Origin of the sequence: Acidovorax sp. 100 (assembly GCF_003688355.1) — a bacterium.
Classification (GTDB): Bacteria; Pseudomonadota; Gammaproteobacteria; order Burkholderiales; family Burkholderiaceae_C; genus Acidovorax; species Acidovorax delafieldii.
Window position 1 is genome coordinate 4,437,793 of record NZ_REFD01000001.1, and the last position, 13,864, is coordinate 4,451,656.

Genomic DNA, 13,864 nt, shown 5'->3' on the forward strand with positions numbered 1-13,864 from the left:
TTGTTGTATTGGTTTGGAAACTGTGGGCGGCAGCCCGCGCAGCCCTTCCTGTGGGTCAGGTGGGCTGCACCGCTGCTGTCCGCGAAACACTGAAGGAATCGCATCATGAAGCGGATGCTCATCAACGCCACGCAGCCCGAAGAACGGCGCCTGGCCATCGTCGACGGACAAAAGCTCCTCGACTACGAAATCGAAATCGAAGGGCGCGAACAGCGCAAGGGCAACATCTATAAGGCCGTCGTCACTCGCGTCGAGCCTTCGCTGGAAGCCTGTTTTGTGGACTACGGCGAAGACCGCCACGGTTTCCTGCCGTTCAAGGAAATCTCGCGCAGCTACTTCACCCCCGGTGTCTCGCCCAGCCAGGCGCGCATCAATGAAGTGATCAAGGAAGGCCAGGAACTGCTGGTCCAGGTCGAAAAAGAAGAACGCGGCAACAAGGGCGCGGCCCTGACCACCTTCGTCTCGCTGGCCGGCCGCTATGTGGTGCTGATGCCCAACAACCCCCGTGGCGGCGGCGTTTCACGCCGCATCGAGGGCGAGGACCGCGCCGAGCTCAAGGAGGCGATGGACCAGCTGGAATACCCGAACGGCATGTCCATCATCGCGCGCACCGCTGGCATTGGCCGCACCGCGCCCGAGCTGCAGTGGGATCTGAACTACCTCCTCAAGCTGTGGAATGCCATCGACGGCGCCGCCAAGGGTGGCAAGGGCGCCTTCCTGATCTACCAGGAATCGAGCCTGGTGATTCGCGCGATCCGCGACTACTTCAACAACGACATCGGTGACATCCTCATCGATACCGACGACATCTACGAACAGGCACAGCAGTTCATGGCGCACGTCATGCCCGAGCATGCCGCCCGCGTGAAGCGCTACCGCGACGACGCCGCCCTGTTCAGCCGCTTCCAGATCGAGCATCAGATCGAATCGGCCTACGCCCGCACCGTGCAGCTGCCCTCGGGTGGCGCCATCGTGATCGACCACACCGAAGCGCTGGTGTCCGTGGACGTGAACTCGGCCCGCGCCATCAAGGGCGGCGACATCGAGGAAACCGCCACCCGCACCAACCTGGAAGCTGCCGACGAAGTGGCCCGCCAGATGCGCCTGCGCGACCTGGGCGGCCTGATCGTGATCGACTTCATCGACATGGAAGAGTCGAAGAACCGCCGCGAAGTGGAAAACCGCCTGCGCGACGCCTTGCGCCAGGACCGCGCCCGCGTGCAGTTCGGCACCATCAGCAAGTTCGGCCTCATGGAAATGAGCCGCCAGCGCCTCAAGCCCGCCTTGAGCGAGGGCTCGTCCATCCCCTGCCCACGCTGCGGCGGCTCGGGCCACATCCGCGACACCGAATCGTCGGCCCTGCAGATCCTGCGGATCATTCAGGAAGAGTCGATGAAGGACAACACGGCCGCTGTGCACTGCCAGGTGCCGGTGGAAGTGGCCTCTTTCCTGCTGAACGAAAAGCGCACCGAGATCGCCAAGATCGAACTCAAGCAGCGCGTGGCCGTGCTGATGGTGCCCAACAAGACGCTGGAAACCCCCAACTACCGCCTGGAACGCCTCAAGCACGACGACCCGCGCCTGGACCACATCGAAGCCAGCTACAAGCTCGCCGAAGAAGTGGAAGACCCCACCGCCGTGACGCGCCGCTCGCAAGAGCCCACCAACAAGCAGACCCCGGTGATCAAGGGCGTGCTGCCTGACGCACCCGCCCCCGTGGCTGAGCCCCGCCCCGAAGGCGCCGCACGCCCACCCCGTGGTGGCCAACGCCCTGCAGCCGCTGCCACCCCTGCACCTGCACCAGTAACCGCTCCAGCGCCCGCCCCTGCCGCGCCGCAAGAGCAAGGCTTCTTCGCCTGGCTCAAGAGCCTGTTTGGCTTTGGCAGCGCGCCGGCAGCCCCCACCCCGGTCACAACGGCATCGCCCGCAGCCGCACCTGCCGCTGCCGAAACCACCAGCCGTGGCGAACCGCGCCGCGAAGGCCGCAACGGTGAAAGCCGTGGCCGCCGTGGCGGCCGCGATGGCAACCGGGATGGTCAGCGCGAAGGCGCACCACGTGATGGCAACCGCGAAGGCAGCTCTGGCGAAGGCCGTGGCCGCCGTGGCGAACGCTCGGCCGAAGGCCGCGCTCCCCGCGATGCAGACAGCCGTCCACCCCGCGACGCAGAGCGCCGTCCCGAAGGCGAAGGCCGTGAAGGGGGCCGCAACGGACGTGGCGAAGGCCGTGAAGGGGGCCGTGGCCGCCGCGACAGCGAGCCGCGCAACCTGAACGCTGGCGTGAATAGTGACAACAACGCAGCTACCACTCCGGTGGAAGGCCCCAACGCAGGCAACACCGGTGGCGTAGAAGGCCAGCCGGCGCAGCAACCCCGTGGCGAGCGCGGTCAGCGCCGCGAACGTGGTGATCGCGGTGGCAACCGTGGTGAACGCGGTGAACGCGCTCCCCGCGCGGTCGAGGCCCAGGAGGCAAGCGCCACGGCCGCCGCTGGTGACTTTGCGGACACCGCTCCACTGGCATCGCTGCCGGACCTGGACCTGAGCGGCAATGACGCACCCGCCAACGGCAATGGCGCCACCGAAGAGCAGCGCCGCGAGCGCCGCTCCCGCGACCGCTATGGCCGTGACCGCCGCGAACGCGGCGAGCGTGGCCCGCGCGACAACAACGGCAACGCCGAAGCAGCTGCGCCAGCGATGCTGGACTTTGACCCCACCCAGGCAGAGCCCGCACCGGCACAGGACGAGGCGCCGCGCCGCAGCTACTTCAGCAACGCGCCCGCCGCCGAGCCTGTGGCACCGGCGGCAACCCCTGTCGCAGCTCCTGTGGCATCCCCAGCCGCTTCAGCCACTGAGCCAGCCGCAGCGCCTGTTACCGCGGCAGCTGTTGCAGCGCCCGTTGCAAACCCTGCAGCCGCCCCGGTGGCCGCACCGGCGCCTGTCGCAGCACCCTCACCGGCGGCGGTAGCCGCCCAGGCCCCCGTGGCAACAGCTGCGCAAGCCAAGGGACTGCCCCGCGTTCAGGCGTTCACGCTGCCCATCGATGAACTGCAGCAAGTGGCTGCCGCATCGGGCCTGCAGTGGGTGAACTCTGACGCGGACAAGATCGCTGCCGTGCAGGCCGCCATCGCTGCCGAGCCCAAGCCCATCCGCGTGCCCCGCGAGCGCCCCCCTGCGGTGGTGCTGGACGAAGGTCCGCTGGTGCTGGTGGAAACCCGCCGCGACCTGTCGGCCATGGCGCTGCCGTTTGAGCAGCCCCCCGCAGCCTGATGCGCTGCAATGGCTGCTGCCCCAGGGCTGCAGCCTGCACCAAGAAGGCGGCTCAGGCCGCCTTCTTTTTTTGGGCAACCGAGCAAGCACCGTGCTGGGCGCCAATACCCGCAAGCCGCAGAAGACGGTCGTCCAGCAGGTACCATTTCAGGCCGCTGGTGCAGCCAGCAACCCGCGCTTTCCAGGCCACACTTCACCCCCGAGATCCACGGACCCTTTGCCCCCATGCTGTTCCTGCTGTCTCCCGCCAAATCGCTCGACTACGACACGCCCGTTCCCGAAGGCCTGCCGCACACCACACCCCAGTTTGTGCCGCAGTCCACGGCCCTGATCGAAGTCCTGCGGGAGCAGTCGCCGCAGCAGATCGCGTCGCTGATGGAACTGAGCGACACGCTCGCGGCGCTGAACGTGGCGCGTTACCAGGCCTGGCGCCCCCGCTTCACGGCCCACAACTCGCGCCAGGCGGTGCTGGCTTTCAATGGCGACGTGTACGAGGGGCTGCAAGCCCGCAGCCTGAGCACTGACGACCTGCACTGGGCCCAGAGCCATGTCGCCATCCTCAGCGGCCTGTATGGCGTGCTGCGGCCGCTGGACCGCATGCAGCCCTATCGCCTGGAGATGGGCACGCGCCTGGCCACCGAGGCAGGCAGCAACCTGTACCAGTTCTGGGGCCGCCAGATTGCCGAGCACCTGAACACCCGGCTGCGCGCCGACACCACGCCAGTGGTGATCAACCTCGCCTCGCAGGAATACTTCAAGGCCGTGGACCGCAAGGCACTCAAGGCCCGCGTGATCGAATGCGTGTTCGAGGACTGGAAGGGCGGCAACTACAAGATCATCAGCTTCTTTGCCAAGCGCGCACGCGGCCTGATGGCGCGCTACGCCATCACCCACCGCCTTGCCACACCCCACCAGCTCGAAGGGTTTGACCTGGACGGCTATGCCTTTGCCCCGGCATCATCCGAGCCCGAGCGCCTGGTCTTCCGGCGCAAGACCCCGGCCTCCGCATAAATCCGCCCACCACCCTGCTCTTGTTGAAGGACCGCCATGGCATCGCGTTCTGACCAGCACCCGGACAGCACCACCACCCAGCACGCCAGCGCAGCGCGGCAGGCCATCACCCCCGAGTTGCGCCGCTGGATCATCGAGCAGGCCCAGGCGGGCTACGCTGCGCCCGTGGTGCTGCAGTCCATGCGTGACGCAGGCTGGGACGAAGACGTGGCGGCGGATGCGCTGGAGATCACGCTGCAGGAGCACCTGAACGACCTGGCTGTGCAGCAGGGCCTGCCCTCGGCCGTGCGGGTGCCCGAGCCCCGGCTGGATGAATCCCCCGCCCAGGTGGACTGCGGAGACCGCGCCGTGAATGTGCTGCTGGCCATGGCACAGCCGCGCATCGTGGTGTTTGGCAACCTGCTGTCGCCCGAGGAGTGCGATGCACTGATAGCCGCTGCAGAGCCCCGCATGGCACGCTCGCTCACCGTGGCCACCAAGACCGGAGGCGAAGAGATCAATGCCGACCGCACCAGCGACGGCATGTTCTTCCAGCGCGGGCAAAGTCCCCTGATCCAGCGCATCGAGGAGCGCATTGCGCGCCTGCTCCACTGGCCCATCGAAAACGGCGAAGGCCTGCAGGTGCTGCACTACCGCCCCGGCGCCGAATACAAGCCACACTACGACTACTTCGACCCCGCCGAGCCCGGCACGCCCAGCATCATCCAGCGCGGCGGCCAGCGTGTGGGCACGCTGGTGATGTACCTGAACACACCTGACAAAGGCGGCGGCACCACCTTCCCCGACGTGCACCTGGAGGTGGCGCCGCAGCGTGGCAACGCGGTGTTCTTCAGCTACGAGCGCCCGCACCCGTCCACCCGCACCCTGCATGGCGGCGCCCCCGTGATCGCCGGGGACAAATGGATTGCCACCAAATGGCTGCGTGAGCGGGAATTTCGGTAAAAACCCCGGCATGCGCTAGTCGAACATGCGCCAGCAGCTATAAAAATAGTAGCAATAGCACAGACCCCCTTGGAACCCACACACCCGAAAGACCAGGCCATGAACACGCCAGAACAATCCCAACTCGGCAAGGCATCGGCCTACGTGGACCAGTACGACGCCTCGCTGCTGTTCCCCATCCCCCGCGCGGGTAAGCGGGCCGAGATCGGCATCACCGGCGCAGCCCCCTTCTTCGGGGCCGACCTGTGGACGGCGTTCGAGCTGTCCTGGCTGAATGCGCGTGGCAAGCCGCAGGTGGCGCTGGCGCACATCACTGTGCCGTGCGAGACGCCCAACATCGTCGAGAGCAAGTCGTTCAAGCTGTATCTCAACAGCTTCAACAACACCCGTTTTGCCGATGCGGCCGAGGTGCAGGCCCGCATCCGCGCCGACATCAGCGAAGCCGTATGGCGTGGCGCCGACCACCCTGCCACCGTGGGCGTGAAGCTCATCGCGCCCGAGCTGTTCGACCAGGAGCCCGTGCATGAGCTGGACGGCCTGAGCCTGGACCGGCTGGACGTGGAATGCACGCGCTACCAGCCCGCGCCCGACCTGCTGACGGCCACATTCAATGAAGCGCCGGTGACCGAAACCCTGACCAGCAACCTGCTCAAGAGCAACTGCCTGGTGACCGGCCAGCCCGACTGGGGCAGCGTGCAGATCAGCTACAGCGGCCCGCAGATCAATCAGGAAGGGCTGCTGCAGTACCTGGTGAGCTTTCGCAACCACAACGAGTTCCATGAGCAGTGTGTGGAGCGCATCTTCATGGACGTGTGGACACGCTGCAAACCCATCAAACTCACGGTGTACGCGCGCTACACGCGCCGGGGCGGGCTGGACATCAACCCCCTGCGCACCAGCCACCCGCAGGCCCTACCGCGCAACGTGCGCACTGCCCGGCAGTAGGCCTGCCCCCGCCCCCCATCAACCGAACGCATCCGTCAGTTACGCGCATCGATCCAGTCGCACCGCAGGGTGTGGCGCAGGTGCGCGCGGGTGCGCCAGGCAACGTACAGGCTGGGGACAAAAATGCCGATCAGGCAGACCGGCGCGGCGCAGGGCTCGCCAAAAGCGCAGATGGGAAACCAGCCCACCCAGCCCAGCATCCAGACCGTCAGCACCAGGTCCCACAGGTGGTATTCGAGCGGGTGGTCGGCCTTGTGCGCCACATGCCACTGCTTGATGCGCTGCAGCTCGTCGAGGGTCATGGTGATCTCCCGGAAAACGGGAAAATCACTGTAAGTTACGAGTAAGAATTCGTCAAGGTGCGAGTGTCCCTTGGCGGCTCGTTGCAGCGCCGTTCAACCCAGCCGGAACACATCCACCGAGCGGCCCAGCGACACCGCGCTTTCCTTGAGGCCCTGGGCGGCGGCGGCCGACTCCTCCACCAGCGCGGCGTTCTGCTGCGTCACGGTGTCGAGCTGCGTCACCGCCTCGTTGACCTGGGCAATGCCCTGCGACTGCTCCTTGGTGGCGCTGCTGATCTGCTGGACCAGCGTGCTCACGCGCTCCACGGCGTGCACGACGCCCTCGATGGTGGTGCCCGCATGGTCCATCTGCTGCGCGCCGCTGGCGATCTGGTTCACCGTGACGCCGATCAGGCCGCTGATCTCCTTGGCCGAGCTGGCGCTGCGTTGCGCCAGGGCCCGCACCTCGCCCGCCACCACCGCAAAGCCCCGGCCCTGCTCGCCTGCACGGGCCGCCTCCACGGCGGCATTGAGCGCCAGCAGGTTGGTCTGGAAGGCAATGCCCTCGATCACGCCCACGATCTCGCTGATCTTGGTGGACGACAGCTTCATCTGCTGCATGGCCGCGCCCACCTCCTGCACCGCCTGGCCGCCGCGCGTGGCGATGTCGCTGCTCTGTGCGCTCTCGTGCGACACCTTGGCCGCTGTCTCCGACGTCTGCAGCACCGTGCTGGCCAGTTGCTCCATCGCAGCGGCGGTCTCCTCCAGGCTGCTTGCCTGCGACTCGGTGCGGGCCGACAGGTCCATGCCGCCGCGCGCGATTTCGTCGGCCGATTCGATGAAGTTGCGCACCTCGGTGCGCACGTCGCCCACCACGGCGCGCAGGTTGACCTGGGTCTGCTGCAGGCGCTGCATCAGCGCGCCCAGGGGCTGGGGGTAGTCGGTGCCCACCGACGTGGCAAGGTTGCAGGCCGAGATGTCGGACGCGAAGCGGGTGGCATCGTGCACGCCCTGCAGCACGGTGGCCTGAAAGCGCCACAGCGTCCACCCCGCCCCCACCAACAGCAGCACCAGGCGGGCCACCCAGGCGGTGGTGCCTTGCAGCCCCATCACGTCGGGCAACAAGGCCAGCAGCACCGTCATCAGCAGCAGGATCGCCATGCGGGGCAGCAGCGCCATCTGCGCCAGGCGCTGCTGCCAGCCACGCACTCCCCGGTAGCGCACGTTGCCCGAGTCCAGGTAGAAGCTGCTTGTACCCGAAGCCGCCTCGCTGCGCATCTGCGCATACAGGGCCTCGGCGGCCACCATCTCGGCCGCACTGGGCTTGGTGCGCACCGACATATAGGCGTGTGGCTTGCCGCCCTCCATGATGGGGGTGACGTTGGCTCGCACCCAGTAGTGGTCGCCGTTCTTGCGGCGGTTCTTGACCAAGCCCGTCCAGGGCTCGCCCCGGCCAATGGTGCGCCACATGTCCTTGTAGGCCTCGGCCGGCATGTCGGGGTGGCGAATGATGTTGTGGGGCTGACCAATGAGTTCGTCGTAGCTGTAACCGCTGACGCGCACGAACGCCGGGTTGCAGTGCGTGATCTCACCCTTGGTGTTGGTGCTGGACACCAGCAGCTCTTCACCGGGGTAGTCAAAATTCTGCTGGGTCACTGGCAGATTGATGCGCATTCGAGGCTCCTGAAGGGCCTGCGGCAGGGGCAGGCGGCGCGGCTTTTTGTGGCGTGTTGTATGTAACTGCTTGATACGAATCAAGTCTAACTGCTCCCTCCCCTGCTTTGCCCCAAAAAGGTGCCTCCTCGCACCCCTCAAAGCGCAAACACTGAGAGCCTGCTCACCGCCTTTTGGAAATCCGCCGCCTCAATCAAAAAAGCTGCCCGGTTTCCATGGTCGCCTCTGTCTGAGGCCCGCGCCGACGCCCCTCTGCGGCCGCAGTGGCACGCAGCTCCAGCGCAGGCTCTTCCCCCCGCCGCGCCAGTGTGCTGGCCCGCACGCCGAGCAGCCGCAGGCGCTTGTCCAGCGGCACGCGCTTGAGGCATTGCCCGGCCAGCTGCCGGATGGTGGCTCCGTCGGCGGTGTAGCTGTTGGCGGTGTGGTCACGCGTCGCGATCTTGAAGTCGTCATAGCGCAGCTTGATACCGATGGTGCGCGCCACATAGCCCTTGCGCTGCAGATCTTCGGCCAGCCGCATGCACAGGTCGGTAAAAATGGAGCCCAGCTCGGCCCGGTCACGCACCGCATGCAGGTCGCGGTCGAAGGTGGTCTCGCGGCTCATGCTCACCGGCTCGCTCTCGGTCACCACCGGGCTGTCGTCGCGGCCCCAGGCCACGCGGTGCATCCATGCGCCGGTGGACTTGCCAAAGTAGCCCATCAGCCATTGCTCATCCTGCGCGGCAAGCTGCCCGATGGTTTCAATGCCCAGCCGCGCCAGCTTCTCGCCCGCCTTGGGACCGATGCCGTTGATCTTGCGCACGTTCAAGGGCCAGATCTTGCTCTGCAGGTCTTCCTCGTAAACGATGGAGATACCGTTGGGCTTGTTGAACTCGCTGGCCATCTTGGCCAGCAGCCGGTTGGGCGCCACGCCGATCGAGCAGGTCAGCCCGGTCCTATCAAAGATGCTTTTCTGGATGAGCCTCGCCAGCACCCGCCCGCCTTCGCGCTGGCCGCCGGGCACGTCGGTGAAGTCGATGTACACCTCGTCCACCCCCCGGTCCTGCATCACCGGTGCGATCTCGGTGATAGTGCTCTTGAACAGGCGCGAAAAGCGTCGCACCTCGTCAAAATCCACCGGCAGCACGATGGCCTGCGGGCACAGCTTGGCGGCCTTCATCATGCCCATGGCCGAGCCCACGCCGAACTGCCGCGCCGGGTAGGTGGCCGTGGTGATCACACCCCGGCCCACGTAGTCCTTGAGCAGCGGAAAGTCTTCCACCGGTATGAAGCGCCGCTCGCGCTCCTCGGTGCCGTCTGGCCCGCGCAGCAGCAGCTCGTCCACCTTGCGCCGCCCGCCACCGATCACCACAGGCAAGCCTTTGAGTTGCGGGTAGCGCAGCAACTCGACGGACGCAAAGAACGCGTCCATGTCCAGGTGCGCGATGCGGCGCAACGGCATCATGCGATCCATCTCAGTGCTTGATCGTCGACAGCACAGAGAAGGACGGCCATGGCTGCACAACGGTGATCATCACTTGCACACCTGCCAATAAATCAGGCAGCGCCTGCAACCTGGAGCCGAATCCGAAGCCGCGCCAACATCTCGTCTGACGGCAGTTGAACGTCGGTCAGAGTCGCGTCATGCAATCCATGATCGGGAATCGGTAAACCAGCCTGCTGATAATCGTAGCTCCAGTTGGATTCGTAAAGCACCGTCCAGCGGTCAGTCCATTCCATTCGCAAACGATGCGCACGAACAAGGTCGAACATGAGCCGGTCGCACTTGGGCGTTGCAGCGCGTGGAATCATCCCCCAAAGGGTCCACACGAATGCGGCTGAACGATGAAAGGACATGCAGCTGGTATCGACATGCTGCCGCGAAACATCCTCTTGCGACACCAAGCGCAAGTGTTCATGCCCCGGCAAAAAAATGTGCCGGGACCCAAAAACGGCATCGAGTGGAGCGCCATCATCTATCGCACGCTGATAGGCAGACACCAGGCTTTCCAGGTGCTCGGGCTCGAACAAGTTGTCTGCGTCGAGAAAGCAAGCCACGTCGGCCCCTTCGTTCAGTGCCAGCAAGGCGCCTACGCTTCGCGGAGTGCACCCATAGTCTGCATGCGCACTTGGCAAATTAACTGCCACTACGCGCTCATACCCCTCCATCACCTCAGGCCTGGGATGACCATCGGCCACCATGTAGTGCACAAAATTTCGATAGGTCTGCCTCTGCACGCTGTCCATTCCGCGACGCAATACCGCCTCAGACTCTTTGAAATAAGGCGTGATGACAGCAACTTTCATGACGCACCTTCCTCACGCATTTCTTGAACAACGCCATCCACAGAAGTGGTTGAGGTGGCTGACAAAAGTTGCCGAAAATAGTCCACCGTCTTTTCCAACCCAACGGACAAAGGCACTGTGGGCTCCCAACCCAGTACGTGCTTGGCGCGCGTAATGTCCGGACGCCTCTGGCGAGGATCATCTTGGGGCAAAGGACGAAAGTCCACCGCGGTGCGCGCCCCCGTCAAGGTCAGTACACGATCCGCAAGCTCACACATGGAAAGCTCGGTAGGATTGCCCAGATTGATAGGTCCGGTTACCTCCAGCGGGCTTGCCATCAAAGCGAGCAGCCCTTCGATCAGGTCATCAACGTAGCAAAATGATCGCGTCTGCGAGCCATCACCGTACACCGTTAGCGAATCGCCACGCAACGCTTGCACGATGAAGTTGCTCACCACTCTCCCGTCATCTGGCTGCATGCGAGGTCCATACGTGTTGAAGATTCTCGCTACCTTGATGGCCACTCCGTGACGGCGATGGAAATCGAAAAACAGGGTTTCAGCGCAGCGCTTTCCCTCGTCGTAACAAGCCCTTGGCCCCAAGGGATTGACATGGCCCCAGTACGCCTCGGTCTGTGGACTGACCTCAGGATCACCATAGACCTCGCTGGTAGACGCTTGCAAAATGCGCGCGCCACACCGCTGGGCGAGTTCGAGAAGATGGATAGCCCCGTACACGGAGGTTTTGACGGTATGCAACGGATCGGCCTGGTAATGCGGAGGCGATGCCGGACAAGCAAGGTTGTAAATTTCATCAACCTCCATCCCGGCTGGCAACGGTTGTGCGATGTCGTGCGTTATCAGTGCAAAGTTCCGGTGCGCCAAAAATGGGGCGACATTCGCATGCGATCCCGTCAGGAACGAATCCATGCAGAGGACGTGACACCCAGAACGCAGCAATCGCTCACACAAGTGGGAACCCAAAAAGCCAGCACCACCAGTAACAAGAATGCGTTTGGAGACCATGGAAACCTTGCAGGAACGAAGGCGGAATGCAATGAGCAAGTGAACTGCATAATTATCAGTGCCTACCGTTGCTGGATCTCCATGATGATGGATACCGACGCGCAGGCAACGGACAACAACATCTTCGCTGCGTTGAGGTAAGGACACCTGCAGCGCACTCCGCAGGTACTACCCACCCGGGTACATCCTCCGCCTCTCAAGGTCCCATGAAAATAGCTGTCGCAGGAATCGGGTATGTTGGTCTTTCCGTGGCCGTTTTGCTTGCGCAACACCACGATGTTGTATTGATCGATATCGCACCAGACAAAGTACAGCAAGTTTCTGACCGGATATCGCCCTTCTGCGACCCCGATATCCAACAGTCTTTGAGCGACACGTCGTTGCGCCTAGAGGCCACACTAAGCCAGCAAGCAGCCTATGAGCGAGCAGACTATGTGATCGTGGCAACGCCCACAGACTTTGATCAGAAGACCGGCACTTTCGACACTGCCTCTGTGGATGCTGTCATACAGAGCGTATTGGCGATCCAACCCAATGCGGTGATCGTGATTCGCTCGACCGTGCCAGTAGGATTTACTGAAAACGCAAAGACCCGTTGGGGTACCAATCAGCTAGTTTTCTGTCCAGAGTTTCTGCGGGAGGGCCAAGCTCTGCATGACACGCTCAACCCCTCACGTATCGTTGTGGGTGAGCACTCGGAACGAGCACAGACTCTTGCAGGTCTTCTATTGGAAGGCGCGCGCTCCAAAGAAGTCCCCGTGTTGTTCACCAACGCCAGAGAAGCAGAGTCGATCAAGCTTTTTGCCAATGCCTATTTGGCGATGCGTGTGGCGTACTTCAATGAACTTGACAGTTTTGCCGAAACCCACGAGCTCAACACGCGGCAGATCGTTGAAGGCGTGTGCGCCGACCCTCGCATTGGCGGGCACTACAACAACCCATCGTTTGGCTACGGCGGGTACTGCCTGCCTAAAGACACCCAACAGCTGCAGGCCCAATTCGACGGTATCCCTCAACACCTGATCAGTGCCATCGTACGCTCCAATGTTGCAAGGCAACATTTCATTGCTGAGCGCATCATGCAACGCGACCCGCAGAGGGTGGGAATATTTCGGCTGATCCACAAGCAAGGATCGGGAAACTTCCGCACATCCAGCATCCAAGGGGTAATGATGCATTTACAGGATCGAGGAGTTGAAGTACTTGTCTACGAACCGAACTTGAATGCAGCAGACTTCCTTCATTTCCGCGTGGAGCATGATCTCGACACCTTCAAGCGCTGCTGCGATGTCATCCTCGCCAATCGAATTACAGATGTCCTCAACGACGTAACGCACAAGGTCTACACCCGAGACCTCTTTGGCCGAGACTAGCGCCACCAGTTCGCCAACAATAACTGCTAGCTCCTAATCCACTCTATGGGTAGCAGATGTGGGCTATGGACCTCGCCCAAGCTTCTGACCAAAACCCATAGAAATCAGCATCAGCACCATCCCCCCCAGCTGCCAACCGCCCAAGGTGTGCTGAAAGTACAACCAGTCCACCACGATGGCGACCGTGGGGTAAGCAAATTGCAATACCGCCACCCGGGCCGTCGCCAGGCGGGCCATGCCTGCGTACATCAAGGTATACGCCAAGCCGGTGTGGATCAGCCCCAACCCACCCAGCCATGCCCAGGAGACTCCCCAGGCAGGCCAACCGTGTCCCACGGGGGCCACCCACAGCACGGCCGCACCCAGCGCACATTGCCACCACGCGAGGGTCCCCAGCGGCAGCACCCCCAAGCGTTTGGCGACCACGGTGACGGTGGCTGTGCACAGCGCACCGATCAGGCACAGGCCCACGCCCACCCAGTAGCCTGGCGCGTGGCTACCGCGCGATGGAGCCACCCCCTCCGCAACCCCCGTGGCCAGGACCAACCCCACCATGGCGACCAGCACCGACACCACGCGCTGCCGGGGCACGGACTCTTTCAACCACCAAGCCCCCAGCAGCAACACCCACAGCGGTTGCACATGGAACAGCACCACCGCCACCCCGGTGGGCACCTGCTGGATCGCGGTGAAAAACAGCCACCAGCTCGCCAACATGAGCCCACTGAGCAGCAACACCCACGGCAAAGCAGCCCAGCCCACCCAGAGCCCCCGCCGAAGTCCCGACCAAGACTGGTTGCGCCAGGCCATCCACAACGTGAGCCCAATGAGGCCAAACGCGCACCGGAACCACGTCACTGTCAACGGCGCCGCCTGCGCCTCGTGCACAAACACGCCGATGGTGCCCAGCAGCGCGTTGCCCAGCACGAAGGCGACCCAGCCATCCAGCCGACGGGCATCCGGCTGCACGTGGGCAACGGCCACAGGTGAAGCGGACGCTGGAACCACGGGTGCGGATGTACCTGAAACGGTAGAGGAAGACTGCTGCATGCCCGCAGTGTGGCTGCCAGCCTTTGCAATCCAA

The 13,864-nt window shown here is 63.8% G+C and carries 11 protein-coding genes; 5 read left to right on the top strand and 6 right to left on the bottom strand.

All coding sequences use genetic code 11. The annotated features are described in order from the left end of the window. The first annotated feature begins 105 nt into the window (after positions 1 to 105). The 4 genes from C8C96_RS20385 (at position 106) to queF (ending at position 6,162) form a co-directional block, all read left to right on the top strand. Positions 106 to 3,264: an Rne/Rng family ribonuclease gene (locus C8C96_RS20385; protein WP_121943438.1), complete on the top strand. Its 3,159-nt coding sequence runs from the start codon at positions 106 to 108 to the stop codon at positions 3,262 to 3,264. Between the two features lie 225 nt (positions 3,265 to 3,489). Then, positions 3,490 to 4,275 (top strand): peroxide stress protein YaaA, encoded by a 786-nt coding sequence (gene yaaA, locus C8C96_RS20390; RefSeq protein WP_121943439.1) that lies wholly within the window; start codon positions 3,490 to 3,492, stop codon positions 4,273 to 4,275. A 36-nt stretch (positions 4,276 to 4,311) separates the two neighbouring features. Further along, positions 4,312 to 5,217, top strand: a complete 906-nt coding sequence (locus C8C96_RS20395) for a 2OG-Fe(II) oxygenase (protein WP_121943440.1) — start codon at positions 4,312 to 4,314, stop codon at positions 5,215 to 5,217. A 99-nt stretch (positions 5,218 to 5,316) separates the two neighbouring features. Then, positions 5,317 to 6,162, top strand: coding sequence for an NADPH-dependent 7-cyano-7-deazaguanine reductase QueF (queF, locus tag C8C96_RS20400; protein WP_121943441.1), 846 nt, complete (start codon positions 5,317 to 5,319; stop codon positions 6,160 to 6,162). Between the two features lie 35 nt (positions 6,163 to 6,197). On the opposite strand, the gene C8C96_RS20405 is transcribed toward queF, so the two are convergent. The 5 genes from C8C96_RS20405 to C8C96_RS20425 form a co-directional block, all read right to left on the bottom strand. Next, positions 6,198 to 6,464, bottom strand: a complete 267-nt coding sequence (locus C8C96_RS20405) for a hypothetical protein (protein ID WP_056061307.1) — start codon at positions 6,462 to 6,464, stop codon at positions 6,198 to 6,200. Between the two features lie 93 nt (positions 6,465 to 6,557). Continuing rightward, entirely contained in the window at positions 6,558 to 8,117 is a 1,560-nt protein-coding gene (locus C8C96_RS20410; protein ID WP_121943442.1) for a PAS domain-containing methyl-accepting chemotaxis protein, read from the bottom strand. A gap of 193 nt (positions 8,118 to 8,310) precedes the next feature. Continuing rightward, a complete protein-coding gene (locus tag C8C96_RS20415) occupies positions 8,311 to 9,570 on the bottom strand; it encodes a DNA polymerase IV (RefSeq protein WP_121943443.1) in 1,260 nt (419 codons plus the stop codon). Between the two features lie 83 nt (positions 9,571 to 9,653). After that, a complete protein-coding gene (locus tag C8C96_RS20420) occupies positions 9,654 to 10,403 on the bottom strand; it encodes a glycosyltransferase (protein WP_121943444.1) in 750 nt (249 codons plus the stop codon). After that, positions 10,400 to 11,407, bottom strand: coding sequence for a UDP-glucuronic acid decarboxylase family protein (locus C8C96_RS20425; protein ID WP_121943445.1), 1,008 nt, complete (start codon positions 11,405 to 11,407; stop codon positions 10,400 to 10,402). The genes C8C96_RS20420 and C8C96_RS20425 overlap by 4 nt, the downstream gene beginning before the upstream one ends. Before the next feature lie 206 nt (positions 11,408 to 11,613). Between C8C96_RS20425 and C8C96_RS20430 the strand changes: the two genes are divergently transcribed. Continuing rightward, positions 11,614 to 12,780, top strand: coding sequence for a nucleotide sugar dehydrogenase (locus C8C96_RS20430; protein WP_121943446.1), 1,167 nt, complete (start codon positions 11,614 to 11,616; stop codon positions 12,778 to 12,780). Between the two features lie 63 nt (positions 12,781 to 12,843). Here C8C96_RS20430 and C8C96_RS20435 read toward each other — a convergent pair whose 3' ends face one another. Next, entirely contained in the window at positions 12,844 to 13,788 is a 945-nt protein-coding gene (locus tag C8C96_RS20435) for a DMT family transporter (RefSeq protein ID WP_233584279.1), read from the bottom strand. Between the last annotated feature and the right edge of the window lie 76 nt (positions 13,789 to 13,864).

Excerpts from the sequence above, each read along its gene's own strand:
- C8C96_RS20425 (WP_121943445.1), bottom strand. The coding sequence starts at position 11,407 with ATGGTCTCCAAACGCATTCTTGTTACTGGTGGTGCTGGCTTTTTGGGT.
- C8C96_RS20430 (WP_121943446.1), top strand. The coding sequence starts at position 11,614 with ATGAAAATAGCTGTCGCAGGAATCGGGTATGTTGGTCTTTCCGTGGCC.
- yaaA (WP_121943439.1), top strand. The coding sequence starts at position 3,490 with ATGCTGTTCCTGCTGTCTCCCGCCAAATCGCTCGACTACGACACGCCC.
- C8C96_RS20420 (WP_121943444.1), bottom strand. The coding sequence starts at position 10,403 with ATGAAAGTTGCTGTCATCACGCCTTATTTCAAAGAGTCTGAGGCGGTA.
- C8C96_RS20395 (WP_121943440.1), top strand. The coding sequence starts at position 4,312 with ATGGCATCGCGTTCTGACCAGCACCCGGACAGCACCACCACCCAGCAC.
- C8C96_RS20415 (WP_121943443.1), bottom strand. The coding sequence starts at position 9,570 with ATGGATCGCATGATGCCGTTGCGCCGCATCGCGCACCTGGACATGGAC.
- C8C96_RS20410 (WP_121943442.1), bottom strand. The coding sequence starts at position 8,117 with ATGCGCATCAATCTGCCAGTGACCCAGCAGAATTTTGACTACCCCGGT.
- C8C96_RS20405 (WP_056061307.1), bottom strand. The coding sequence starts at position 6,464 with ATGACCCTCGACGAGCTGCAGCGCATCAAGCAGTGGCATGTGGCGCAC.
- queF (WP_121943441.1), top strand. The coding sequence starts at position 5,317 with ATGAACACGCCAGAACAATCCCAACTCGGCAAGGCATCGGCCTACGTG.
- C8C96_RS20385 (WP_121943438.1), top strand. The coding sequence starts at position 106 with ATGAAGCGGATGCTCATCAACGCCACGCAGCCCGAAGAACGGCGCCTG.